Annotated in this window: 22 protein-coding genes and 2 pseudogenes; 14 read left to right on the top strand and 10 right to left on the bottom strand. The window is 69.9% G+C overall.

Annotated features, from left to right (window positions below; genetic code table 11):
• Nucleotides 1-135: 135 nt before the first annotated feature.
• Nucleotides 136-837, bottom strand: a pseudogene (locus tag AB0F68_RS07520) (DUF6596 domain-containing protein); the annotation flags it as partial.
• Nucleotides 838-949: 112 nt separating this feature from the next.
• On the opposite strand from AB0F68_RS07520, the gene AB0F68_RS07525 reads away from it, so the two are divergent.
• Complete coding sequence (locus tag AB0F68_RS07525; RefSeq protein ID WP_357333559.1) at nt 950-1,738, top strand: methyltransferase domain-containing protein; 789 nt, start codon at nt 950-952, stop codon at nt 1,736-1,738.
• A gap of 1 nt (nt 1,739) precedes the next feature.
• On the opposite strand, the gene AB0F68_RS07530 is transcribed toward AB0F68_RS07525, so the two are convergent.
• The 3 genes from AB0F68_RS07530 to AB0F68_RS07540 are packed head-to-tail and all read right to left on the bottom strand — an operon-like array spanning nt 1,740 to nt 5,221.
• Nucleotides 1,740-3,149 (bottom strand): acyl-CoA synthetase, encoded by a 1,410-nt coding sequence (locus AB0F68_RS07530; protein WP_357333854.1) that lies wholly within the window; start codon nt 3,147-3,149, stop codon nt 1,740-1,742.
• Between the two features lie 26 nt (nt 3,150-3,175).
• Nucleotides 3,176-3,958: an enoyl-CoA hydratase/isomerase family protein gene (locus AB0F68_RS07535; protein ID WP_357333561.1), complete on the bottom strand. Its 783-nt coding sequence runs from the start codon at nt 3,956-3,958 to the stop codon at nt 3,176-3,178.
• Between the two features lie 3 nt (nt 3,959-3,961).
• A complete protein-coding gene (locus tag AB0F68_RS07540) occupies nt 3,962-5,221 on the bottom strand; it encodes a CoA transferase (RefSeq protein WP_357333563.1) in 1,260 nt (419 codons plus the stop codon).
• A 127-nt stretch (nt 5,222-5,348) separates the two neighbouring features.
• Here AB0F68_RS07540 and AB0F68_RS07545 point away from each other — a divergent pair, with 127 nt between their 5' ends.
• The gene (locus tag AB0F68_RS07545; RefSeq protein WP_357333565.1) at nt 5,349-6,128 is read left to right on the top strand and encodes a GntR family transcriptional regulator; all 780 of its coding nucleotides are present in this window, start codon (nt 5,349-5,351) and stop codon (nt 6,126-6,128) included.
• Nucleotides 6,125-6,658 (top strand): gamma carbonic anhydrase family protein, encoded by a 534-nt coding sequence (locus tag AB0F68_RS07550; RefSeq protein ID WP_357333567.1) that lies wholly within the window; start codon nt 6,125-6,127, stop codon nt 6,656-6,658. The genes AB0F68_RS07545 and AB0F68_RS07550 overlap by 4 nt, the downstream gene beginning before the upstream one ends.
• A 16-nt stretch (nt 6,659-6,674) precedes the next feature.
• On the opposite strand, the gene AB0F68_RS07555 is transcribed toward AB0F68_RS07550, so the two are convergent.
• On the bottom strand, nt 6,675-7,502 hold the full coding sequence (locus AB0F68_RS07555; protein WP_357333569.1) for an IclR family transcriptional regulator: 828 nt from the start codon (nt 7,500-7,502) through the stop codon (nt 6,675-6,677).
• A gap of 281 nt (nt 7,503-7,783) precedes the next feature.
• On the opposite strand from AB0F68_RS07555, the gene aceB reads away from it, so the two are divergent.
• Nucleotides 7,784-9,385, top strand: coding sequence for a malate synthase A (gene aceB, locus AB0F68_RS07560; RefSeq protein ID WP_357333571.1), 1,602 nt, complete (start codon nt 7,784-7,786; stop codon nt 9,383-9,385).
• Between the two features lie 46 nt (nt 9,386-9,431).
• On the opposite strand, the gene AB0F68_RS07565 is transcribed toward aceB, so the two are convergent.
• Both AB0F68_RS07565 and AB0F68_RS07570 read right to left on the bottom strand, forming a co-directional pair.
• Complete coding sequence (locus tag AB0F68_RS07565; RefSeq protein ID WP_357333573.1) at nt 9,432-12,359, bottom strand: FAD-linked oxidase C-terminal domain-containing protein; 2,928 nt, start codon at nt 12,357-12,359, stop codon at nt 9,432-9,434.
• 34 nt (nt 12,360-12,393) lie between these two features.
• A complete protein-coding gene (locus tag AB0F68_RS07570; protein WP_357333575.1) occupies nt 12,394-13,557 on the bottom strand; it encodes an aminotransferase class V-fold PLP-dependent enzyme in 1,164 nt (387 codons plus the stop codon).
• Nucleotides 13,558-13,974: 417 nt separating this feature from the next.
• Between AB0F68_RS07570 and AB0F68_RS07575 the strand changes: the two genes are divergently transcribed.
• The 4 genes from AB0F68_RS07575 (at nt 13,975) to AB0F68_RS07590 (ending at nt 17,742) form a co-directional block, all read left to right on the top strand.
• Nucleotides 13,975-15,489, top strand: a complete 1,515-nt coding sequence (locus AB0F68_RS07575) for an SLC13 family permease (RefSeq protein ID WP_357333577.1) — start codon at nt 13,975-13,977, stop codon at nt 15,487-15,489.
• 152 nt (nt 15,490-15,641) lie between these two features.
• Nucleotides 15,642-16,379 carry a hypothetical protein gene (locus tag AB0F68_RS07580; RefSeq protein WP_357333578.1) on the top strand — a complete coding sequence of 246 codons (738 nt, stop codon included), beginning with the start codon at nt 15,642-15,644 and terminating at the stop codon, nt 16,377-16,379.
• A 96-nt stretch (nt 16,380-16,475) separates the two neighbouring features.
• Nucleotides 16,476-16,841, top strand: coding sequence for a DinB family protein (locus AB0F68_RS07585; protein WP_357333856.1), 366 nt, complete (start codon nt 16,476-16,478; stop codon nt 16,839-16,841).
• A 238-nt stretch (nt 16,842-17,079) separates the two neighbouring features.
• Nucleotides 17,080-17,742 carry a Type 1 glutamine amidotransferase-like domain-containing protein gene (locus AB0F68_RS07590; RefSeq protein ID WP_357333579.1) on the top strand — a complete coding sequence of 221 codons (663 nt, stop codon included), beginning with the start codon at nt 17,080-17,082 and terminating at the stop codon, nt 17,740-17,742.
• 444 nt (nt 17,743-18,186) lie between these two features.
• Here the strand turns inward: AB0F68_RS07590 and AB0F68_RS07595 are convergent, their stop codons facing one another.
• Nucleotides 18,187-18,687 (bottom strand): hypothetical protein, encoded by a 501-nt coding sequence (locus AB0F68_RS07595; protein ID WP_357333582.1) that lies wholly within the window; start codon nt 18,685-18,687, stop codon nt 18,187-18,189.
• Nucleotides 18,688-19,568: 881 nt separating this feature from the next.
• On the opposite strand from AB0F68_RS07595, the gene AB0F68_RS07600 reads away from it, so the two are divergent.
• Together AB0F68_RS07600 and AB0F68_RS07605 are read left to right on the top strand one after the other, a co-directional pair.
• On the top strand, nt 19,569-19,745 hold the full coding sequence (locus tag AB0F68_RS07600) for a hypothetical protein (protein WP_357333584.1): 177 nt from the start codon (nt 19,569-19,571) through the stop codon (nt 19,743-19,745).
• Nucleotides 19,746-20,164: 419 nt separating this feature from the next.
• Nucleotides 20,165-20,401 carry a hypothetical protein gene (locus AB0F68_RS07605; RefSeq protein WP_357333586.1) on the top strand — a complete coding sequence of 79 codons (237 nt, stop codon included), beginning with the start codon at nt 20,165-20,167 and terminating at the stop codon, nt 20,399-20,401.
• A 64-nt stretch (nt 20,402-20,465) separates the two neighbouring features.
• On the opposite strand, the gene AB0F68_RS07610 is transcribed toward AB0F68_RS07605, so the two are convergent.
• On the bottom strand, nt 20,466-21,077 hold the full coding sequence (locus AB0F68_RS07610; RefSeq protein WP_357333588.1) for a hypothetical protein: 612 nt from the start codon (nt 21,075-21,077) through the stop codon (nt 20,466-20,468).
• Nucleotides 21,078-21,105: 28 nt separating this feature from the next.
• Here AB0F68_RS07610 and AB0F68_RS07615 point away from each other — a divergent pair, with 28 nt between their 5' ends.
• From AB0F68_RS07615 to AB0F68_RS07630, 4 genes and pseudogenes are all read left to right on the top strand, one after another.
• On the top strand, nt 21,106-21,513 hold the full coding sequence (locus AB0F68_RS07615) for a helix-turn-helix domain-containing protein (RefSeq protein WP_357333590.1): 408 nt from the start codon (nt 21,106-21,108) through the stop codon (nt 21,511-21,513).
• Nucleotides 21,514-21,646: 133 nt separating this feature from the next.
• Nucleotides 21,647-21,751: pseudogene (locus tag AB0F68_RS07620) on the top strand (DivIVA domain-containing protein); the annotation flags it as partial.
• On the top strand, nt 21,748-21,921 hold the full coding sequence (locus tag AB0F68_RS07625; RefSeq protein WP_357333873.1) for a hypothetical protein: 174 nt from the start codon (nt 21,748-21,750) through the stop codon (nt 21,919-21,921). The pseudogene AB0F68_RS07620 and the gene AB0F68_RS07625, both read left to right, overlap by 4 nt.
• A 525-nt stretch (nt 21,922-22,446) precedes the next feature.
• Nucleotides 22,447-22,821 (top strand): hypothetical protein, encoded by a 375-nt coding sequence (locus AB0F68_RS07630; RefSeq protein ID WP_357333592.1) that lies wholly within the window; start codon nt 22,447-22,449, stop codon nt 22,819-22,821.
• A gap of 64 nt (nt 22,822-22,885) precedes the next feature.
• On the opposite strand, the gene AB0F68_RS07635 is transcribed toward AB0F68_RS07630, so the two are convergent.
• Nucleotides 22,886-23,371: a hypothetical protein gene (locus AB0F68_RS07635; protein WP_357333594.1), complete on the bottom strand. Its 486-nt coding sequence runs from the start codon at nt 23,369-23,371 to the stop codon at nt 22,886-22,888.
• Between the last annotated feature and the right edge of the window lie 761 nt (nt 23,372-24,132).

Raw genomic sequence — 24,132 nt, forward strand, 5'->3', positions numbered from 1 at the left:
GTCTCGCAGGTGCGGACCCTGACGCCCGCTCGGCAGCATGAGCGGATGCTTTTGAACGAATCGAGTTCCGTAGTTTGACGGCAGATTATCGACCCAAGGCTGACGGTCTTCGTTCATCACCTTGTGTTTGGGACGTCATGATCCGAGTCGGGTGGCGCAGGTGGTGAGGTGGCGCCGTTCTGGGAGGCTGGTGGCGCGTCGGGCGGCCTCGCGGTAGTCGGCTGCGGCGGCGGTGTCCTCGCCTGCCAGTTCGAGCAGGTGGGCGCGGGTCGCTAGGAGGCGGTGGTGGCGCACCATCCGGTTGTCGGATTCCAGTGCTGCCAGCAGAACCAGCCCTGCCGACGGGCCGTGCACCATGGCGACGGCGACGGCACGGTTGAGCGTGACCATCGGACCCGGCGCGAGGTGCTCCAGCAGTTCGTACAGGGCGAGGATCTGCGGCCAGTCGGTCGCGTCCATGTGCTCGGCCTCGTCGTGGACCGCGGCGATGGCCGCCTGCACCTGGTACGGGCCGACCGGGCCTCGGGCCAGCGCCTCGCTGACGAGTGCGACCCCGTTGCCGATGAGCGTCCGGTCCCAGGTGCTGTGGTCCTGCTCGGCCAGCGGCACCAGTGCCCCGTCCGATGTCGTGCGGGCGGGCCGGCGCGCCTCGGTGAGCAGCATCAGGGCCAGCAGTCCGGCCACCTCAGCGTCCTGGGGGAGTAGCCGGCGCAGCCAGGTGGTGAGCCGGATCGCCTCGCCGGACAGCTGAGGCGCGGTGAGGTCCGGGCCCGTGCTGGCGGTGTAGCCCTCGTTGAAAAGCAGGTACAGAACGTGCAGCACGGCACGCAGCCGCTCGCCGATTAATCCGATGGTCCCATGTCAGGTGGCGGCCCCGAGACACCTGCGCCGCGTGCTGCATGTCGGTACCGTTGACGTCTCCGGTCCGGCTGATGAGGAAGCGTCTGCGATGCGGTCACGAGAGAACGACGTCGTACGCGACGACCTGATCCTGCGGGAGTTCGCCCGGCAGGCCGGCACCTTCGAGGACCCGCGTCTCAACGACGCCTTCACCAGACACCTCCAGCGCCTGGTCAACTTCGCGCGGCCCGACCCCGAGGACGTCTGCCTGGACGTCGCCTGCGGCACCGGACTGGTCGCCCGTGCGCTCGCGATACGCACCCGGCACGTGACCGCGCTCGACGCTACGCCGGAGATGCTGGCGACGGGCAAGGCCGCGGCCGACGCCGAAGGCGTGTCCAACGTGGTGTTTCAGCGGGGCGACGCGGCGCGACTGCCCTTCCTCGACGGCTCGTTCTCGCTGGTGATCTCCCGGTTCTCGCTGCACCACGTGGCCGAGCCGGAGCAGGTTGCGGCCGAGATGGTACGGGTGTGCCGGGCCGGCGGGCGGGTCGTGGTCGCCGACATGGTGAGCAGGCCGGAGCTGCCCGGCGATCCCGACCGGGTGGAGCGGCTCCGCGACCCCTCCCACGGCACCATGCTCACCGTCGAGGCCATCGTCGGACTGCTCACGTCGGCCGGGACCGCGGTGGAGATCTCCGACGTCTTCGACGTCGAGCGTCCGCTCCGTCCGTGGCTCGACCAGGCCCGTACGCCCGGCGACGCCGCTCGTCAGATCGAGGAGGAGCTGTTCCGCGAACTCGACGGCGCCGCCCCGACCGGCATGCGCCCGCGGACCGTGGACGACCAGCTCTGGTTCACCCAGACCTGGGCCCACATGTCCGCGACCGCGCGGTAACTCACCCGCCGGCGAGCAGCTTCTTCTGCACCTTGCCCATCGCGTTGCGGGGCAACTGCTCGACGAGGTGGATCTGCCGGGGCCGCTTGTGCGCGGAGATCCGCGCGGCCACGAACTCGATGAGCTGCGCCTCGGTCGCGTCCGCGACCACGTACGCGACCACCTGTTGCCCCAGGTCGGGGTGGGGCGCGCCGATCACCGCCGCCTCCCGGACCGCGGGGTGGGCGAGCAGCGCGTTCTCCACCTCGCCCGCGCCGATCCGGTACCCGCCGCTCTTGATCATGTCGATGGAGGCGCGGCCGATGATCCGGTGCCAACCGTCGGCGTCGATGGTGGCGATGTCCCCGGTGCGGAACCAGCCGTCCGAGGTGAACGACTCCCGATTGGACTCCGGTCGGTTGAGATAGCCGCTGAACATCATCGGCCCGCGGATCTGCAGCCCGCCCGGGGACTCCCCGTCGGGCGCGACCGCGCTGCCGTCCTCGCCGACCAGCCTGCTCTCCACCCCGCCGAGTCGCGTGCCGACGAAGCCGGGCCGGCGCTCGCCGTCCGCGCGACTGCTGACGGTGATCAGCGTCTCGGTCATCCCGTACCGCTCGACGGGGGGTTGCCCGGTGAGCTCGGCGAGCCGCTCGAAGACGGGCAGGGGCAGCGGTGCGCTGCCGGAGACCAGCAGCCGGGCCGAGGACAGGGCGCGGGCGGCGGACGGATCGGCGCAAACCCTCGACCACACGGTCGGCACGCCGAAGTAGAGGCTGCCGCCGGCGGCGGCGTAGGCGTCCGGCCTGGGTCGGCCGGTGTGGGCCAGCCGGGACCCGATCCGCAGCGCACCCAGCACGCCCAGCACGAGGCCGTGTACGTGGAACAGGGGCAGGCCGTGCACCAGCAGATCGTCGGGTGTCCACGACCAGGCGTCGGCGAGCGCGTCCAGGTCGGCGGCGACGGCCTGCCGCGGGATCAGCGCTCCCTTCGGTGCTCCCGTCGTGCCGGAGGTGTAGAGGATCAGCGCGGTGCTGTCCCCATCGGGTTCGGGATGACTGGCGGAGGAGCGTGCATCCAGGTCGACGGCGGCGACAGGGACCGGCACGTCGGCCAGGGGCGCGGTGCCCGTACTGGTCGGGGGGACCAGCAGCAGCGAGGCGGCGGAGTCGCGCAGCAGGTAGTCCCGCTCGGTCGGGCCGGAGTCCGGCGGCACCGGTACGACCGGCACCCCGGCGAGCAGGCCGGCCACGACGGCCACCACGGTCTCCATGCTGGCTGTCGCCCAGACCGCCACCGCGTCGCTGCCGGCGATGTGGTCGGTGAGCGCGGTGGCGGCGGACAGCACCTCTTCGCGGGACGCCCGCTGGTCCCCGACCCGGACCGCGTCCGCGGCATCGCCAAACGCCCCGGACAGTGCCGGCAGCAGCATCTCCTCGCTCCCTCGTCCCATGGTGGTCACCGCCCGGTCCACGTCGTCGTCTGCTTGGCGCCGAAGGCCCGGACGCCGGCCCGGAAGTCGTCGCTGCCGTAGACCCGCGAGACGATGTCGTCGCCGTCCGCGATGCCCCGGCGGAGCCGTCGGATCGCCTCCTTGGTCGCCCACATGGTTAGCGGCGCGTGTCCGGCGAGGCGGTTCACCGTCTGCTCGACGGCTTCGTCGAGATCGTCGGTGGACTCGGCCACGAAGCCCGCCCCGTGCGCCTCCCGGCCGGAGTAGAACTTCGCGTTGAGCAGCAGATCCAGGGTACGGGCCGGCCCGAGGTGGTGCAGCAGCAGCGCATAGGTGGGCATCGACAGGCAGTTGCCCAGGGTTCTGGCGATGGGAATGCCGAATCGTGCGTCGGGCGTCGCCAGTCGCAGGTCGCAGACCGCGGCGATCGCCAGGCCCGCACCGACGCAGTAGCCGCGGATGGCGGCGACCGTCGGCACGTTGACGTCCTCGAGGCGGTCGAGCACCCGGGTGATCCTCTTCTCGTACTCGACCCCGTCGTCGCCGCCGGTGAAGTCGGCGAACTGTCCGATGTCGGTGCCGGCGACGAAGGCGTCCTCGCCCGCCCCGCGCAGGACGAGCACCCGCACGTCCTCGTCCGCGTCGGCGCGTTCACACGCCTGGTAGAGGCCGTCGTACATCGCCCACGTCATCGCATTGCGCTGCTTCGGCCGGTTGAAGGTGACGGTGAGGGCGCGGCCCTGCCGCTCCATGAGGATCTCGGAGTGGGCTCCGGACGACGAGGACATGGCCTACCTCCTGGGCGTGATGGCCGCGGCGGGGCTGGTGGTCGCGGCGCCGTCGGCGTTCATGGTCAACGCGGCGCCGGAGGCGGCGAGGTGGTCGATCTCCGCGGCGGTGCACCCGGCGGCGAGCAGCACCTCCCGGGTGTCGGCGCCGAGGACGGGTCCGGCCGCTGCGCGCTGAACCGGGGTCTCGGACAGACGCATCGGTGAGCCGAGTTGGCGTACCGGGCCCAGGGTCGGGTGCTGAGCGTCCCAGAAGAAGTCGCGGGCGGTGAGGTGCTCGTCGGTGAAGACCTCGCCGTAGTCGGCGATCGGCGCGCACGGCACCCCGGCCTTGTTGAGCCGGTCGACGATCTCCGCGGTGCTCAGCGTGCTCGTCACGGTCTCGATGGTCTCGATCAGCTCGGCGCGGTTCTGCAGGCGGGAGAACGCGTCCGCGCAGTGCGGGTCGTCGAGCAGCCGGGTCAGCCCGAGGACTTCGCAGAACGCCTGCCAGTTGCGCGGCGTGGTGGCCCCGATCGTCACGTAGCCGTCGCTGCTGTGCACCGCCTGGTACGGGGCGTTGCTCTGGTGCGCGGAGCCCAGTGGGCCGCCCACCTCGCCGGTGGCGAAGTACTTCCCCGCCTCCCAGACGGCGAAGGAGGCGCCGGCCTCGAACAAGGAGACGTCGATGTACTGCCCCGCCCCGGAGCGGTCCCGTTCCCGCAGCGCGGCGGTGACCGCGAGCGCCAGATAGAGGCCGCAGACCAGGTCGCAGATCGGCACGCCCACCTTCGCCGGTGGACCGCCGGGGTGCCCGGTGATGCTCATCAGGCCGCTGCGCGCCTGCGCCATGATGTCCAGCCCCGGCAGGTTCGCCAACGGTCCGTCCTGGCCCCATCCGGAAGCGGAGGCGTACACCAGGCGAGGGTTGATCTCCCGCAGGTCCTCGTAGCCGAGGCCCAGCCGGCGCATGGCACCGGGACGCAGGTTCTCGATCAGGACGTCGGCCCGCTCGACCAGCCGGAGGAACGCCGGGCGCGCGTCCGGCGACTTGAGGTCGAGGGCGACCGAGCGCTTGTGGCGGTTGATGCGGACGAAGGGCGAGCTCTCGGTCCCCAGGAACGGCCCGGTCTGGCGTACGGGATCTCCGCCGGCCGGGTGCTCGACCTTGATGACCTCCGCACCGAGGTCGGCGAGTTGCATGGCGGCGAACGGCGCCGCCATGAACGAGCCGAGTTCCAGCACGGTCACTCCGGTGAGGGGCGGCGTGCGTTGGGTGGTCATCGATCACCTCCGGACTGGTCGGCGCCGGTGCCTGCTCGCGGGGGAGCAGCGGGTGTTCGGATGCGAAAGCTACCGGTAGAGTCGCACGTTGTCTACAGAAGACAAGGATTCGCGACGAGGAGTTCCGATGCCGGACAGGACGACCGCGGCGAGGCCGGACGGGACGGTGGGCCGGATCACGCCTCCGCCGAGCCTGTCGCTGCTCGCCGCGGATGCCGTGCGCAAGATGATCCTCGCGGGCCGGTTGCGGCCCGGCGACCGCGTGGTGGAGAACCAGCTGACGCATCAACTCGGCATCTCCCGCCCGCCATTGCGTGAAGCGTTGCGCGTGCTGGAGCAGGAGGGCCTGCTCGTGCAGCAGCCCCGGCGCGGGGTGATCGTCGTGCCGATCACCCTGCACGACGTGTACGAGATCTTCACCCTGCGCGACCAGCTCGAGCGGATGGCGGTCGGGCTCGGGGTGCCCGTGCGATCGCCGGACCGCCTCGACCGCTGCCGGGCGGCGCTACGCGCCCTGGAGGACGCCGCCCGCGCCGGCGACGCCGCGACCGTCACCGACCGTGCCTTCGACTTCCACCTCGCGGTGGTGGGGCTGGCGGGGCACCGCAGGCTGGAGGAGTCCTACCGCTCGCTGTCCCTCCAGATGCGGCTCTGCATGGGCATGAACCAGCGGGCCAGGGTGGCCGGCGAGGGGCTGTGGGGAAACGTCGAACGGCACCGCGCGATCCTGGAGACCCTGGAGCGCGGGGACCCGCAGGAGGCCCTCGACCTGCTCGCCGACCACGGGCAGCACACCTTCGTCCTCGAACTCGGCGACTCGCTCGGCGGCCGCTCCGCCGAGGCGGAGGCCTGGTTGAAACGGCTCGGCGGGGCCCGCACCGACCGCACGAAAGGACTGCGCGCGTGAGCACCCAAGCGCTCGTCATCGACTTCGGCGACCGCAGGCCGGAGATCCACCCGGAGGCATGGACGGCCCCTGGGGCCACGATCGTCGGCTCGGTGCGGCTCGCGCCCGGTGCCAGCGTCTGGTACGGCTGCGTGCTGCGCGCCGACACCGCGGACATCAGCATCGGCGCCGGCAGCAACATCCAGGACGGTTGCGTCGTGCACGCCGATCCGGGCTTCCCGGCTGTCGTGGGTACCGGGGTCTCCGTCGGGCACCGTGCCGTGCTGCACGGGTGCACGATCGAGGACGACGTCCTGATCGGCATGGGAGCCGTGATCCTCAACGGCGCACGGATCGGTTCCGGGTCGCTGGTGGCCGCCGGTGCGGTGGTGCCGGAGGGGACGGTGGTCCCGCGCGGCTCGCTCGTCGCCGGCCTGCCCGCCCGGGTGCGGCGGGACCTGACCCAGGAGGAACGCGCGGGCCTCGTGCGCAACGCCGCGGGGTACGCCGAGCGGGCCCGCGCGCACGCCGCGGCGACCGCCCTGCGCTGACGACCGGGCCGGACGGTCAGCCGGCGATACGATCCGGACCCGTGGAACGGGGGATGCTGAGCTCGTCGGCCAGGTCCGCGGCGGCCTGCCGGAGCAGCGGCACCGCCTGCTCCACCACGTCCGGGGTCATCCGCGGTGCCGGCCCGGAGACCGAGACGGCGAGCCGGTTGGCGGTGCCGAGCACCGGTACGGCGACACAGCGGACCCCGATCTCCTGCTCGCCGTCGTCCATGGCGTAGCCCTGGGCCTGCACCCGTTCGATCTCCTCGGCGAACCGCCGCGGGTCGGTGATGGTGTGCTCGGTCTGGGCGGGCATGCCGGTGCGTTGCAGGAGCGTGTGCACGTCCGCCGGGGGCAGGTGGGCGAGCAGGGCCTTCCCGACCGCCGTGCAGTGGGCGTACGCGCGCCGTCCGACCTCGGTGAACATCCGCATCGACTGCCGGGACTGGACCTGCGCCACGTACACCACCCGATCACCGTCGAGCAGCGCGAGGTTCGCGCTCTCCCCGAGGGCGTCGACGAGCCGGGAGAGGTAGGGCCGGGACCAGGTGCCGAGCAGGTGGCTCGCGCTGTCCCCGAGGCGGATCAGCCGGGGGCCGAGGGAGTACTGCCGCGACGGCTCCTGCCGGACGTATCCGAGGTCGACCAGGGTCCGGATCAGCCGGTGGATGGTGGGCAGCGCGAGCCCGGACTCCTGGGCGAGGCGGGACAGCCCGATCACGCCGCCGGCGTCCGCCATGATCTCGAGCAGCTCGAAGGCGCGTTCCAGCGACTGGACGCCGCCGGGTACACGGCCTTTCGGCTGGGCCGTATCGACGGCCAGGTCCGGGCTCGACTCGGTCACTCAGCTCCTCCTTCTGCCCCGGATGCGCGGGGAGGGGCGCGGTCACGCCGCGCTTTTCCGCATCGCAGAAGTTTAGCCTCCGCCGCACGGTCACGTTCGCGGTCCCCGCGCTTGACTTCCGCAAAGCGGAAACTATTATCCACCATGATGAAAGGATGCCCGGCGGAGGTCGGCGTCCCTCGGAATGTCACCGGGCCACGCGCCGGCGTCCACGCGTCGGCTCCTGCCCGGTCGACGATGCCGGCCGCACCGGCCGGGGGAGACAGGAGAAGGTGATCCGGATGCCCGAGATCGAGATGACCGGCGGCCCGGTGCCGCGCGGCAACGAGATCCTCACCCCCGAGGCCCTGGCCTTCGTCGCCGAACTGCAGGAGCGGTTCGGCGCGCGCCGGGACGAGCTGCTCGACCTGCGCCGCCGGCGCCGGGCGGCGGTCGCCCGCAGCCACCGCTTCGACTTCCTGCCCCAGACGCGCGAGGTTCGGGAGGGCGCCTGGACCGTGGCTCCGGCCCCCGAGGACCTGCGGGACCGCCGGGTGGAGATCACCGGACCGACCGAGCGCAAGATGACCATCAACGCGCTCAACTCCGGCGCCCGGGTCTGGCTCGCCGACCTGGAGGACGCGAACACGCCGCACTGGGGCAACGTGGTCAGCGGCCAGGCCAACCTCTACGACGCGGTGCGCCGGACCATCTCCTTCGCCTCGCCTGACGGTCGGGAGTACGCCCTGCGCGACGATCTGCGCCTCGCGACGATCGTGGTTCGGCCCCGCGGCTGGCACTTCGACGAGACGCATCTGCTCGTGGACGGCCGACCGGTGGTCGGCGCACTGGTGGACTTCGGCCTCTACTTCTTCCACAACGCCGAGGAACTCCTGAGCCGGGGCAGCGGGCCGTACTTCTACCTGCCGAAGATGGAGAGCCACCTCGAGGCGCGGCTGTGGAACGACGTGTTCACCTTCGCCCAGCAGCGCCTCGGCATCGCCCACGGCACGATCCGCGCAACCGTGCTGATCGAGACCATGCCGGCCGCGTTCGAGATGGAGGAGATCCTCTACGAGCTGCGCGACCACGCCTCGGGTCTCAACGCCGGCCGGTGGGACTACCTGTTCAGCATGATCAAGTACTTCCGCGACTCCGGCTCCGACTTCGTGCTGCCGGACCGGAACTCGGTGACCATGACCGCCCCCTTCATGCGCGCCTACACCGAGCTGCTGGTGCGCACCTGCCACAAGCGCGGGGCGTTCGCCATCGGCGGCATGGCCGCGTTCATCCCCAGTCGGCGCGACCCGCAGGTCAACCAGGTGGCGCTGGCGAAGGTCCGGGAGGACAAGGAGCGCGAGGCCGGGGACGGCTTCGACGGCTCGTGGGTGGCGCACCCCGACCTGGTACCGGTCTGCCAGGAGGTCTTCGACCGGGTGCTGGGGGACCGGCCGAACCAGCTCGACCGGCTGCGCGAGGAGGTCTGGGTCACCGCGGACCAGCTGCTCGACGTGCGCAGCACCCCCGGTGCCGTCACCGAGGCCGGGCTGCGCAACAACGTCAGCGTCGCGGTGCAGTACCTGGCCTCGTGGCTGGCCGGCAACGGCGCGGTGGCCATCAACAACCTGATGGAGGACGCGGCCACGGCCGAGATCGCCCGGTCGCAGGTCTGGCAGTGGGTGCACAACGGCGTCACGCTCGACACCGGTACGACGGTGACCGGGGAGCTGGTCGAGCGCATCCTCGACGAGGAGCTGACCAAGGTCCGCGACGCCGTGGGGAAGGAGCAGTTCGACGAGGAGCGGTTCGCCCAGGCCCGTCGGCTGGTCCTCGAGGTCGCCCTCGCCGACGACTACGCCGACTTCCTGACCCTTCCCGCGTACCAGGTCTCCGCCCAAAGGTGAGCGCGAGCACCGGTGGCAACCCGGCCGGTGCGGCGGCCGCCGGTGGTCACGTCGCCGGCAACGACTGGCGGACCAGCTCGAGCGGGTGCCAGGCGACCCGCTGGGTGCCGTGCCGGATCTGCTGACGGCACGACACGCCCGTCGCGGCCACCACCGTGTCGGGTGACTCGGCGTCGATGGCCGGGAAGAGCCGGTCGCTGCCCACCGCCATCGACAGGTCGTAGTGCTCGGACTCGAACCCGAACGAACCCGCCATGCCGCAGCACCCGGCGTCCAGCTCGACCACCTCGACGCCGGGGATGCGGCGCAGCAACGCCACCGTGGCCGCCGTACCGACCTCGGCCTTCTGGTGGCAGTGCCCGTGGTAGAGGATCCGCCGCCCGGACAGCGCCGACTGGCCGAGCCGCAGCCGGCCGGCGTCGATCGCCTCGACCAGCAGCTCCTCGATCTGGCGCACCCGGCCGGAGACGTCCCGGACGTCGGGGTGGTCGGGAAGCAGCTGCCGGTGTTCGTCGCGCAGGGTCAGGATGCACGACGGCTCGCACCCGACGATCGGAGATCCGGGTGCGGACGAGCGCACGAGCCGGGTGGCGAGCGAGCCTGCCTTCCGGCGCGCGTCGTCGAGCAGGCCCTTGGAGAAGCTGGCCCGCCCGCAGCAGCCGCCGCTTTCCAACCGGACCGCCCAACCGGCGGCCTCCAGCAGTTCCACCGCCGCCCGGCCGATCCCCGGCTCGGTGAAGGTGGTGAAGGAGTCGGCGAGCAGCGTCACCTCGCCCTGCGGTGCCGCCGCGTCGAGCTGGCGGTGGCCGCGGAACCAGTGGACGAGGGTGCGCCGCTGGAAGGTGGGCAGCGGGCGGTTCGCGGTGATCCCGACCGCGCGGTCCAGGAGCCGGCGCAGCGGCCGGACGCGGCCGGGCAGGTTGGACAGTGGAGCGGCGGCCGCACCGAGGCGGTTGAGCATCCGGATGGCGCCGAAGAGCCGCGAGCGCAGCGGTACGCCGTGGTGGTCGTGGTGATGAGCGAGCGCCTCGGCCTTGAGCGAGGCCATGTCCACCCCGAGCGGGCACTCGCTCTTGCACGCCTTGCACATCAGGCACAGGTCGAGGATCTCGTGCACCCGCTCGTCACCCAGCGCCGCTGCGGGGTCCGGCTCGGAGAGCGCCTTGACCAGCGCGTTGGCCCGCCCTCGGGTGGCGTGCTCCTCCTGCCGGGTGGCCATGTACGACGGACACATCGCCCCGGTCTCGCTCTTGCGGCAGAGTCCGATGTTCATGCACCGGTCCGCCGCCCCGCGCATCCCTCCGACCACGTCGAAGGTCAACCGGGTCCGGATCGGCGGAGCCGGGGGGAGCGCGGCGTCGCGCAGGTTCTCCGTCATCGATGGCGCGTCGACGATCTTGCCCGGGTTCATCCGGTTCTCCGGGTCGAAGATGCGCTTGACGCCGCGCATCGCCTCGTACAGCTCGTCGCCGAAGATCTCCCGGTTGAACTCGCTGCGGGCCAAACCGTCGCCGTGCTCGCTGGAGTTGACCCCGCCGTACTCCCGGACGAGGTCCTTGATCTCCTCCGCGACGGCGCGCATCGCGCGTACCTGCTCGGGCTCGCTGACGTCCACGAAGGGGCGGATGTGCAGGCAGCCGACCGAGCAGTGCCCGTAGAAGCCGGCCTCCAGGCCGTGCCGGTCGAGCACCTGCCGGAAGCGTCTGGTGTAGTCGGCGAGGTGCTTCGGGTCGACCGCGGTGTCCTCGACGAACGCCAGCGGGCGCCGGGTCCCGCTGCCGGCGGCCATCAGCAGCCCGAGGCTGGACTTGCGCACCTTGAGCAGCGGGGCCTGCTGCTGCGGCGTCTCAGCGAGGATGGTGTGGTAGCCGTGCCCGTGCCGCTTCCAGAGCGCGGCCAGCCGGTCTAGCTGGCCGGCGAGTTCGCGCTCGTCGTCCCCGCTGAACGAGACGAAGAGCAGGGCCTCCGGGTCGCCTTCGAGGGTCCGCCCGAGGTCGGCGTACTCGATCTTCTGGCGGGACAGGTCCAGGATGGTGCGGTCCATCATCTCGACGGCCGCCGGGTCGCAGGCCAGGGCGTCCTCGGTCGCCTCGATGGCGCCGAGGACCGAGGTGAAGTGCCCGACCGCGATGACCGTCCGGCGCGGCTTGGGCACGAGGTCCACGAGGGCCTCAGTCGCGATCACGAGGGTCCCCTCCGACCCGACCACGAACGGGGCCAGGTTGAAGCCCGGATCGTCGGCGAGCCGGTCCAGCCGGTAGCCGCAGGCCCGCCGCCAGTACGCCGGGAAGTCGTCCGCGATGGTCGTCGCGTACTGCTCCAGCAGGTGCGGCAGCTGCCGATAGATGCCGCCCTCGAGCGTCGGCAGCTGCGCTCGGCGGATCCGTTCCGCGGCGTCGAGCGGCGCGAAGTGGGCCCGGGACGCGTCGGAGAGCACGACGTCGAGCTCCCGGACGTGGTCGATGGTCATGCCGTAGCGGACCGAGCCGCTGCCGGCGGAGTTGTTGCCGAGCATCCCGCCGATGGTGGCGCGGTTGCTGGTGGACGTGTCCGGCCCGAACATCAGCCCGTGCGGGGCGGCCGCCCGGTTGAGCTGGTCCTGGACGACCCCCGGTTGCACCCGCGCCACCCGGGCGTCCACGTCGATGTCCAGGATCTGGTGCATGTGCCGGGACAGGTCGAGCACCAGGCCGGGTCCGATGGTCTGCCCGGCGAGGCTCGTGCCCCCGCCGCGCGGCACCACCGGTACGCCGTACCTGCCGGCCAGGGAGACGGCGGCCGCGACGTCGTCCGCGTGCCGGGGGAACACCACGCCGAGCGGCGTGATCGCGTACATGCTGGCGTCGCGGGAGTACAGGTGCCGGGTGTACGCATCGAAGCCGACCTCGCCGTCAAGGGCGCGCTCCAGGTCCCGCGCGAGATCCCGGCCGAGCTCGTCGGCGTTCCGGTCGAGGCGGTTGTCGGTGACGGTCAAAGCCTGGCCTCCTTCATGGACCCGCAGGCGGGGCTCAGGGACGTTGCAGGCGGTCGAGAGCGGCGTTGATGCCGGTGGGGTCGACCGGAACCCCGGCCGCGAGGAGGCCCATCTGGACGCCAGCGAGGGTGCCGGCGAGCATCAGGTCGTTGAAGTCGCCGAGGTGCCCGATCCGGAAGATCCGCCCGGCGAGCTTGCCGAGTCCGGCGCCGAGCGACATGTTGTAGCGGTCCAGGATGAGCGCCCGGATCTTGTCGGCGTCGTGCCCCTCGGGGACCATGACGGCGGTCAGCGAGCCCGAGTGCTCGCGCTCGTCCGCGCACAGCACCTCCAGGCCCCAGCCGCGGACCGCCAGCCGGGTCGCCTCGGCGTGCCGCTGGTGGCGGGCATACACGTTGGACAGTCCTTCCTCGTCGAGCATGCGCAGCGCCTCGCGCAGCCCGTAGAGCAGGTTGGTGGCCGGGGTGTAGGGGAAGAAGCCGCGCTGGTTGGCCTCGATGATCGGCTGCCAGTGCCAGAACGACCGGGGCAGCCGTGCCGTCTTCGAGGCCTCCAGCGCCTTCGGGCTGATCGCGTTGAAGCTCAGCCCGGGCGGCAGCATCAGGCCCTTCTGGGAGCCGGCCACCGTGACGTCGACACCCCAGGCGTCGTGCTGGTACTCGATGGATCCCAGGGACGAGATGGTGTCCACCAGCAGCAGTGCCGGGTGGCCGGTCGAGTCGATCGCCGCGCGGACCTTGGCGACGCGGCTCGTCACACCGGTCGAGGTCTCGTTGTGCACCACGAGGACGGCCTTGATGCGGTGGCCGGGATCGGCGCACAGCTTGTCCGCAACGGCCTCCGGGTCCACGCCGTGCCGCCAGTCGCCGGGCACGAAGTCGACCTCCAGGCCGAGTCGGCGCGCCAGCTCCTGCCACAGCGTCGCGAACTGGCCGGTCTCGAAGCACACCACCCGGTCGCCGGGGCTGAGGGTGTTGACCAGGGCGGCCTCCCAGGCGCCGGTGCCCGACGCCGGGTAGATGACGACGGGCTGCGTGGTGCCGAAGACCGGCTTGACGGCCTCGAGCACCTCCAGGCCGAGTTCGGCGAACTGGGGGCCGCGGTGGTCGATGGTGGGCGCGGCCATGGCGCGTAGCACCCGGTCCGGCGTGTTGGTGGGGCCCGGAATCTGGAGGAAGTGACGGCCGGTGGGGGTCATACCGAGGCTGCCTCTCAGCTCTTAAAACTCCGTCATGCGGAAGTTTTCTACCGCATGACGGAGAACCTATCAACGGACAGCCGGGGAAGCGCAAGCGTCTGCGCTGCATGCGGGATGGGCGCCTGGCCGGTCTTGACGGTGGATGTGATATCGCACATACTCCCGGGCAACGAAATTCAGTTTTCGCATTGTGGAAACAGGCCCGTGTTATGCCACTCGGCGCCGGGGCGCTGCAGCCCCAGCGTCACGCCCCTGTGCGGCGTCGTCCAGATGTCGGCTCCGCTCGGCGAGGCGGGCATCTGCCGGCCCGAGTCCGAGGGAGGCAGACGGCGCACCGCCTGAAGAAGACCGAGTTGCCGGCGGCCACGGCTCGTGCCCCACCCCCACAGACCTCCAACCCCCACCCGGGAGGCTCCCATGTCGGTTGAGCTCGTCTCGATCCTCGTTCTAGCCCTCATCTTCCTGATAGCCACGGTCCGGCCGGTGAACCTCGGTGCCCTCGCGATCGTCGCCGCCTTCATCGTCGGCATCTCGGTCCTCGAGGGGGAGGACATCGGCGACAAGACGGATGCGGTCTTCGCCGGCTTCCCCGGCGATCTGTTCGTCATCCTCGTCGGCGTCACGTACCTGTTCGCCATCGCGAAGGCCAACGGCACGGTCGACTGGCTCATCCAGAGCGCGGTCCGACTCGTCGGCGGCCGTGTCGGCATGATCCCGTGGATCATGTTTCTGGTGACCGCGTGCCTCACCGCGATCGGGGCCGTGGTCCCCGCGTCGGTGGCGATCATCGCCCCTATCGGCCTGGGCTTCGCGCGGCGTTACAAGATCAACCCGCTCATGATGGGCCTGCTGATCATCAACGGGGCCAGTGCCGGCGGCTTCTCGCCGATCAGCATCTTCGGCAGCATCACCAACGGTGTGGTCGAGAAGGCGGGGCTGCCGGCCAACCCGACCCTGCTCTTCCTGGCCTCCTTCTTCGTCAACCTCGCCATCAGCCTCGTCGCCTTCTTCATGTGGGGTGGCCGCGAGCTGCTCACCCGCCGGGCCGTCGACGCCGGCCTCGGCACGTTCGACGAGGCCGAGCTGGCCGCGGGCGCCCGCACGCGGGACCGGCGCCCAGAGCCGGCCTCCGAGCCGGACAACGAGGCGGCCTCGGACTCGGGTGTCAACCTGGCCGACGAAGGTGCCGCCGCCGCCCGGCCGGCCGGCGCTGCCGTCGCGGTCACCGAGGGGACGGGCGGTACGTCCGTGCCCGCCCAGGCGACCCGGACCTCGGGCGCCACCACGACGACGACCCTGCCGGCGGAGGCGGAGGCGGAAGGGCCGCTGCGCCTGGACCGCGACCGCATCATGACGCTGATCGGGCTGGTGGGCCTCGCCGTCACAGCGCTCTTCTTCGACCTCAACGTCGGCATGGTCGCCGTCACCGTGGCCGCGCTGCTCACCCTGCTCTCGCCGGAGTCGGCCCGCAACGCCGTCAACCACGTCGCCTGGCCCACCGTGCTCCTCGTCTGCGGCATCGTCATGTATGTCGGCGTGATGCAGGAGATCGGCACGATCACGTGGCTCGGTGAGGAGGTCGCCACCATCGGCGCCCCGTTGATGGCCGCACTGGTCATCTGCTTCATCGGCGGTGCGGTGTCGGCGTTCGCCTCGACCACCGGCATCCTTGGCGCCCTGATTCCGCTCGCCGTACCCTTCCTGACCGGCAGCAACGCCGTCGGGGCGGTCGGACTGATCACCGCGCTGGCGCTCTCGTCGTCCATCGTCGACTCGAGCCCGTACTCGACGAGTGGCGCGCTCACCGTCGCCAACGCGACCGACGAACAGCGGGACTACGTGTACAAGGGTCTCATGCGCTGGGGCTTCAGCATGGTGGTGCTCATCCCGATCGTCACATGGCTGATCTTCGTCGTGCCCGGGTGGCTCTGATCCGCACACGGCCGCGCTCGGCCACCAGCCGAGGGGCGGCCTGATGGGCAGCAGGGAGGGACGGACCGATCCGTCCCTCCCTGCTGCCGCCCTGCCCAGGGCGATGGCCGCCGCAGATTCGGGAAGGACGTGACATGTACGACCAGCAACTGGTGGCGGCGTTCGTCGAGGCGAGACGGAGCGGCGTCGCCGGCCCGGACGCGACCGCCGCCACCGATGACCGCCACGAGGCACTGGACCTGCAGTTGGCCGTCCTCGACCGGCTGGTGTCCGCAGGCGATCGACTGGCCGGCTGGAAGGTCGGACTCACCTCCGGTGCGCGGCGGGACGTGATGGGGGAGGGTTTCCGTCCGTTCGGCTACCTCCTGCAGAGCCGTACGCTCGGCTCGGGCGCCGTGCTCGGGCACGACCGGATCGGATCGTGCTATCTGGAGCCGGAGCTGTGCCTGGTGCTAGGTGCGCCGCTGCGCGGCGACGACATCGATCCGGCGGCCGCGCGGTCCGCCGTCCGGGCGATCGCGCCGGCGTTCGAACTGAACGAACGTCGGCTGGGTGCGCAGGCCGACGATTGCACCACCATCGCCGACGGGCTGGGAAACTGGGGCATCGTGGTCGGCCCGGAAGCGCCGGTGCGGTCCGCCCTCACCGGGACCACGGTCGAGCTGTGGCACGACGACACCCTGGTCGCCACCCGGACGCCCGGTGACTCCATGGACGACCCGTTCCTCTCGCTGTCGCGCCTCTGCGCGCTGCTGCACCGGTACGGCCGCGGCCTCGAAGCCGGCCACCATGTGATCACCGGATCGTTCTGCAACCTCGACGTGCGACGTCCGGGCACCTGGCGTGCCGGCTTCTCGGGCATCGGAGACGTGACGGTGCGCTTCACCTGACCCGTCGCTGAGGCGGCGCGTCGCCGCGTCCGGCGGGCGGGGCAGCCGCACCGGTTCCGTGACGGGAGCACGACATCGGGCTTGTCAGCGACATTCGTGTACGCGGATAATTCGAGCTCACCACGGGCTACCCACGGGGGTGGCGGGAGGCCGTCGGGGCCGTCATGGGGCCGTCGAACGCCGACCAAAAATGCTGGTCGCCGGGCCGTCGCCTACCCGGGCACCGCCGAGGCAGCACTGCGCCAGCTCGATGACGGGCACGATGGGTGGATCCGCGATGTCCGCCACCTCGGCGCAGCCGGATTAGCTCAGCCGCAAGGCGCCATCTCACCGCCGGAGTACGCGGATGCACTGATGGCGAGGCTCATCCTGCACGTACACCGCGAGGTCATTCACCACGGCGCCGAGATATCCCTGCTGCGGGACCTCTATCTATGGAAAGGCAGCCGGGGTCACCTATGACCGGGTAGTCCTTCCGATCTGGTGCACGCTCATACCGATGAGCGGTCGCCGCGACATGCGCATGCTGCGCGCGTCGGTCGAGTGCACATGTTGTGCGGGGTAGGATCGGGTGGAGGATTAGCGGCAATCGCACCTGGTGACTGAGGGACCTCTGAAGAGATTGCCCGACCTCCGATGAGTTCCAGCACGGTCCCGGGTCTTCAGGCATATCCACCTTCCGCGCGAATTTGGAGGCGCCTTGAAGCTCTTGCTTACGTCAGGAGGCGTCACGAACCCAAGCATCCACTCGGCGCTCGTGCAGCTCCTCGGCAAGCCGATCGCCGAGTGCCACGCCCTCTGCGTCCCGACAGCACAGTGGGGTCACCCGATGTGCGGCCCGAAATCAGTGCGGGGCTTCGTAGCCGCCGAGCCCGTGTTTCAGTACCCGTCCGGCCTGGAGTGGGCGTCGCTCGGTGTCCTCGAACTCACCGCACTGCCCACCATCGGCGCGGAGCGATGGGTCCCCTGGGTCCGGGAGGCCGACGTGCTCCTGGTCGACGGCGGCGACGCGACGTACCTGTGCCACTGGATGCGGGAGTCCGGGCTGGCCGATCTGCTGCCATCGCTGCCCGACACGGTCTGGGTGGGAGTGAGTGCCGGAAGCATGGTGATGACACCCCGGATCGGAACGTACTTCGTCGAGTGGCCGTCCGCGCCGGAGGACCGCACCCTCGGAGTCGTCGACTTCTCGATCTTCCCGCACCTGGACGCTTTCCCAACAAACACCCTGGCCGACGCAGAGCGGTGGGCCGCCGAAATCGGAGTCCAGGCCTACGCCATCGACGAACAGACGGCCATCAAAGTCGTCGACGGCTGCGTCGAGGTGGTCTCCGAAGGGCAATGGAAGAAGTTCGGGTCATAGCCGCTCGGCATCCGTGACGTCGCGTCGTTGGATGTGACCCCGTCGACTTGCAGCACTTCCGAGTGCGCCCGCCCATGTCGCAGGTCGCGTGCGCTGCGGCCATCCGGATCTGCCGCCGACCGTGCGTCACGAGCGTAGCCAGCTGCCGCTGGGTGAGGCGTCCGGTGCGCTGATCGGGTCATCGCCAACCGCAGCTCCCCAGGTTGCGGTGGTGAACCTCGCCGATGGCCATCCCCGGTTGGAGGTGCTCGCCAGGTCGGAGCAGGCGGAACCCTCTAACACGCAGGTGTATACGCCAACGGAGCTACGGATCGGTGTACCCGGTGGCCGTGAGGTGGTAGCCCCTGGTGTACCCCCCGACGGGGGCGGCGCAGGAGGCACGTGGAGCGGAACCGGTGGGGGTCCTAGGCTTGAATGAGAGCCGCCGGGGGCGGTCTGGCTCACTCATTCAACAAGCCGATCCTCAATGAAGCGCATCCGCTTCTGGATTTTTCCTTCCTTGCTCTTATTATAAACATCGTATTCCTTTTGCGGTTGGGCGGCGGACCAAGTGATCGATGCAATGAGATCGTTTCTATGGTGTTCTAGTCGATCTGTATTCATGTAACTTTCATCAGGCTGCCAGTCTCTTGGCAAATCGCCACTTTCCCTGTAGAAAGACAAACGAATGAATTTGCTTTTGCTTTCGACTGGATGATTCTTGACGTATCCTTCAACTAAGTCTTTCAAATCTATTAAGTCTTCTGGTGGATTCAGAATCATATAGTGCTTCCTGAGCGTCAACACTTCTTCGCCCTTTTCGCCGATAACCTCTTCGGTGTTGGCGATTTCGAAAATATCTGTCCCCCCGCCCGACTCCCTGCTCCCTGTGCATCCAATCAAGGATAATGGGATGAATAATACGCCCATAATCAATCCTAGAACCTTCGAATTAACTTTCGTCACTCAATCCTCCTTCGAATGGAATATCCGGATTCCACCTTGCATTTTGGAATCCACTGAGGCAACCTTGGCGCGAGTACTTCCGCCAAGAGTTCCGATTCGCGGTTGCGGTACAGGCGGCGGCGGATACCCGGCTCGCCATCGGAACAGCCGCTGAATACCGCAGAAGGCAGGCGTTCGCGGCAGCAACAGGGGTCGTCTCACCCCGGTCCTCTTCTGCCGTCTTAACGGCGTGCCCGGCCAACGGGACCGCGAGGCAGCCCACGAGAACGACGGCGACAGCCGCTGCCGCGCGGAGTCGCCATGAACGCGCGGAGTCGCCATGAACGTGGGGCGAGAGGCAGCGCGATCATGAGCGGAGACTACCTACCCGATCATGGTCGACACAGAGCAGTGCGCCGGCCGTGTGGGACGCCGCTGTGCCGGACAGGTGCCGAAGTTGCCCGCTCTTCCCTGCCTCGGCTGACGTTCGCCCAGCTCAATGGCCGGATGCAACCGGATGAGGTACGTCCTCCGGAGACGGCGGACGGCGTCGTACGGCCTAGACATGGTCTTGGAATCTACGGACTAGATGCTCGCATGTGGCAGACAGGCCACGAGCTGTCGGCAAAGGCGGAGCCTCTTGGATGTACTGGCTCCAACATCTCGGTGCGCCCGACGGCCGTGGCAGCTAGCCGTCATGGGCCGGCCAGTCTGGCCGAGGTGCCCGGTTACAGAGTGAGGGATCCTCCTTCACTGGAGGTCCAGCACCGACCTGGCTGTGGGGCGCATCGGGCATTCGTTGTCGCGGATCTCCACCCCTGCCGCCCCCGTCTCTTCGAGCATGACGTGAGGGGGCGGAGGATGAGTGGCACTTGCGGCCGGCGTGGTGAGGACTGGCGGTAATGCCAGCCCACCCACGGGGGAGCGCCGGTGAGGAGCCGGTGCTGCGTCGGCCGGTCGCGCCGATGCTCGCGGCGCCGGTGGACGTCGTGCCTGACGGGCCGGGCCTGGTGCACGAACCGAAGTGGGACTGGTGGCGGGCGATCGCCTTCCGCGACAGAGCCGGGGTGTACCTGTAGTCGCGGGCCGGCCGGAACCTGACCACCTACTTCCCGGACATCACGCGAGCGATCCGGGCGGCCATCCCACCGGGCGTCGTGCTCGACGGCGAACCGAAATCGTCGGCGGGGTCACCGGCAGCATCCGCAACCCGGAAACCGTGCTGCTCGGCCGGCTCGACCGGCGGGGACGCCCTGGGGCTCTGCCCCACACCCCGGAGCCGCCGGTTGACACACACCCCTGTGGGAGGTCTCAGAGACCACCAGACAGGCTCTCCCGGCCGGTCACCCGTAGGGCTGCCCGAGAACCCCGGCCAGGTCAAGGCCAAGCCGCTACGCGGTCGCCTCCGGCGAGCCTTGACCCGACCGAGAACCTCGGGCAGGAACGAGCCTGCCCGACCGAGGAGACCCCGTCTCGCGAGCTGCTCGGCGTCGCGGACGTGAAGGCGAGCAAGCAGTTCTACGTCGACCGCGGCCTGGCCGTGGCGAAGAGCTTCGGCAGCAAGTACGTCGAGTTCGCCACCCCGGCGTCGTCGGTCAAGCTGGCGCTGTACGGGCGTCGCGCCGCCGCCAAGGACGCCGGCATCTCCCCGGACGGCACCGGCTCGCACCGGATCGTCATCGGCAGCGATGCCGGACCCTTCACCGACCCGGACGGGTTCGCGTGGGCGGCCTGAGGATCGCGGTCACCGGCGGCACCGGGCGGGTCGGCGGTCAGTTGGTGCAACTACTGGCGAACGCTCAGCTGCCATTGTCAATTCGATTGTCCACGGCGATCCAGTTCGTCTCCCACGTTTCCCCGCCGTCGTCTGAGAAGGCCTGTTCGAACCTCGCCTTGTCGGGGCCCTGTCGGAAGATGAGGAAGCGCACCTTGATCGCCCGTCCCCCGAGCTGGTCGTCGCCGTAGAACTCGCCCACACCGTCGTGGAACCCGCCATACACGGACGGGGTGAGCAGTCCATCGCGGATGTTCACGAAGGTCAGGCTCCAGCGCCCCGCCTGGGGCTCATAGAGCCGCAGATTGAGGCCCTCGATCCGTCCGTTCGGCCCCGAGACCGTAAGTTCGACGACATTCGCACGCCGGTCCAGCAGCGGACGCACGACACTCGTACCCTCGAAGTGGAGCCATTCATCCTCGGATCCGGAGAGCGGATCGGCGAGCACCCGCACCTTGGTATGCCAGGCACCGATCTCCCAGTCGAAGTCACGTTGGCCATCCTCGACAGCCGCCGAAGCCCTGAGGGGAGCCGCCGCCGCGTCGCCCGACCCCGCCGTCGCGGTCAGCATGAGAAGCGAGAGGCACGGGACCAGGACCCGCTTGAGTGGCACGGTGATCTTGGTGTGAAGGTTCATGATTCGACTATCTGAGCGGAGCGCGCCCATGAACAAGAAGGCACCTGCAGGTAACCCCTCGCCGTCGCGCCCCAATCCTCTACCCGGCTGCCCGATGGCCGCGGCGTTCGCCGCGATCGGCGGGAAATGGAAGCTGACGCTCGTGTACTGGCTAGCCCATGGCGAGTGCCACTTCGCTGGCCTCCGCCGTCTGGTCGCACCGATCACGCCCAAGGTGCTGGCCGAGCAGCTGCGCGAACTCGAGGCTGACGGGCTCGTCGAGCGCGTCGTGACCGGACCCATCCCGGCGCCGATCATCTACCGGCTCACCTCCTACGGCACCACCGTTTTGCCGGTCGTGGAAGGCGTCCGGGTCTGGGGCGAGGCGCACCTTCAGCGCACCCACGGCCAGGCCACCCCCGACGAGTCGATGCGCTGCACGCACGCAATCGCGTAGGCCCGCGGCTGGCCGTGGACTGGCGACTTGGGGGACTGTGGGCCTCCCCCTGAGATGTGGACACCCTGAGACTGGACGCGATGCTGCGCATGCCCCACATCTCGTCCATCGTCTTGTGCGGTGGGAACGAGTCGCGCTGGCCGCGAGCCGACCGGAGACCGCCGCCGTTAAGGACGCGCTGCGCCGCTGGCAGTCGGACCAGGCCCGCGCCCGCGACGTCCGGGGACACCAGCGGTGACCCAGCGGTACGTCATCCACCTGCCGATCGTCGCCACCGACCTGCCCGCCGCGCAGCGCCTGGCCCGCGTGGTCGGCCGCTGGCGGCTCGTCCTACCGCAGACCGAACCGGGCGGGACCACCGTCTCCGCCGCCTGCGCCTCTGACACCACCAGACGATCTGGCAGCTGAACTACCCGTTGAGCCCAGTGCACCGATGACCATGACGCCGCTAATGTGCGCAGCACGGGAGGTGGTCGGGTTGGCCGCTCGGCGTTGGGACGCCTGGTTCGACAAGGTGCATCTTGTCCTCCGGCGCAGGCGGTTGCTGCCGTGGCCCAAGGCCTACGTCAGGCGGATACCGCTGGCCACGGTCCTCGACATCGGCTCGCTCACCGCAGCCGACCACGCCAAGCGGCGCGCGCAAATCACCGCTCAGGACCCGTCTGCGCCGCACCTGACCGAGCTCATCCCTGTCCGGTTAACCCGGAGCAGTGGGAGGTCGCCGGCGGCTTCATGCGGAAATCGCATGGGATACCGACCGAGCCGCCGCAACCCGGCGACGTGCCATCGTCGGGCGCCGCCGCCCCATCCCGCTCGGCTGCGGACGTCCCGAAGCAATCGCGGCGACGGGCGCAGCCACCGGCCGCTCTACCAGCCCACCTTCCGCCCAAGCCGGCTTCCGCCACCCGAAGTGCCACGTCGACAACCCCGGTGATGCGGGCCGGCGACGGCAAGCGACCGGTGTGGCTGTGGCTCCAGAACGGCAGGATTCATGCCTCACTCGTCCCGGTGGGCAACACCTCGCCGCGCAGGCTGAGCCCCGCCGATGTCGCCCATCTCCTGCTCGCCGACCCGCCCAGGGCGATGCCGGCGATCCATGCGTTGACCGGCATCGCGGACAGCCAGCAAGCTCTGGCTCGGCTGCGAAGCTGGAGGCGGTCAGACCGCGTGGTCGTCAACCTGAACGCCTCCGACCTCGCCGGTCGGCGGGTAACCGAGGCTCTACAGAAGCCCGGTCGGAGCAACCCGGACGGCAGCGTTCGGACGGTGTCCGGCGGCCTTCCGAGTTTGAACAAGCCCCGCCGGTGAGCAATGGGCCAGGGGAGACGCCGGCCGGGAAACGATGCCGGCGTCTCCGTCGTTCCTCAGGCGGTCACCAGCCGACGCCGACGCCGTCGAGCAGGTTGATGGTTTCGTCGTCGCGGGTCACCTCGTAGCCACGCTTGCGCAGCTCCGCGACCAGGTCAGCCTCGCCGTCGAGCGGAACCTTCAGGTACTCACCGTCGTGAACCGTGAGGACGAGTTCGACGTACCGGTCCTGCAGGTCCTGCGGCAGCACGTCGAGCGCCCGCGTCGTGACCATCGTGGGCCAGTACCCGTTCACGATCGCACCCAGCTCGGTGATGTCGAAGGGCTTGTCGTCGGCGTAGTCGTCCTCTTCGTAGCAGTCGGGGCCGGCGGGGTTGTCCAGGTGGGTCATCTGCACCTGCCGGGCCTCGCCCCACGTACGGGCGGCGGCGAGCGCCGTGATCTCCGCGGCCTCTCCGGCGGCGGTGTCGGCGTCGACGAAGGCGAGGCAGTCGTAGTTCTTGGCGTGGCCGTAGACCAGGCGCCGGGTGTTCGGGTGGTGCGTCGTCATGGCGCACATCCTGCCCCAGGCGTACGACGACCAAGATCGGCATACGGCCCGGGGGCGGATCCACCGGTCGGGTGACCGCTAGGCTGGCGCTTCCTGGCCTTGCCACCTGGAGAAATGCCCATGTCCGACAGCGGTGGCCGTGGCCACCGGACAGCCGAGCGAGGCACCCAACGGCATCGCCGACCGCTGCCTCGGGTACGCCGCGGCAGTCATCCCGGACCGATTACGCGGCGTCATGTACGACGCCCCGATAGTCGGGGGTGAGAGCCCGTCCGCAACCGAACGACTCGCTCACCTCCTTGGCCATACGCGCACAGGGAACGGATGAGTACCCCAATCCGGCCGCGCTCACCCGTCTAGATGTAGCCGCGAGTGTATTGACGTGAGCCCTGGCTAACGGTCGCGGATCTCCTCGTCGGGCAGTCGTAGACCGTCCAGCCTCCCCGGACGGGGACAAGGTGGAGCGCCCTACGTCCGAACGACCTTGGCCCCGTCCGGGGAGGCTGGTAGCCCTTGTGGTGCCTGGCGAGGTGATCCGCCCCGGCTGATCTCTGAGGAGGGCCGGGGTTCGGGGCGGAGCCTCGAGGTCTTCAAGCTCTTGCAACTCGTAAGCGTGGCCGGCCGGCCCGGCCGATGCCGGCCGAAGGTCGCCAGCAGGCCGGGGCCGGGTCGGCGCGGCCCGCTTGCGGGCCGCCTTGATCCTTAAGAGGTCAATTCGGCAACGCGAGCGGTCGAGCCTGTCCCTCCGTCGACTGACGTGC

This window comes from Micromonospora sp. NPDC023966 (genome assembly GCF_040639095.1).
In the GTDB taxonomy this organism is placed as follows: Bacteria; Actinomycetota; Actinomycetes; order Mycobacteriales; family Micromonosporaceae; genus Micromonospora.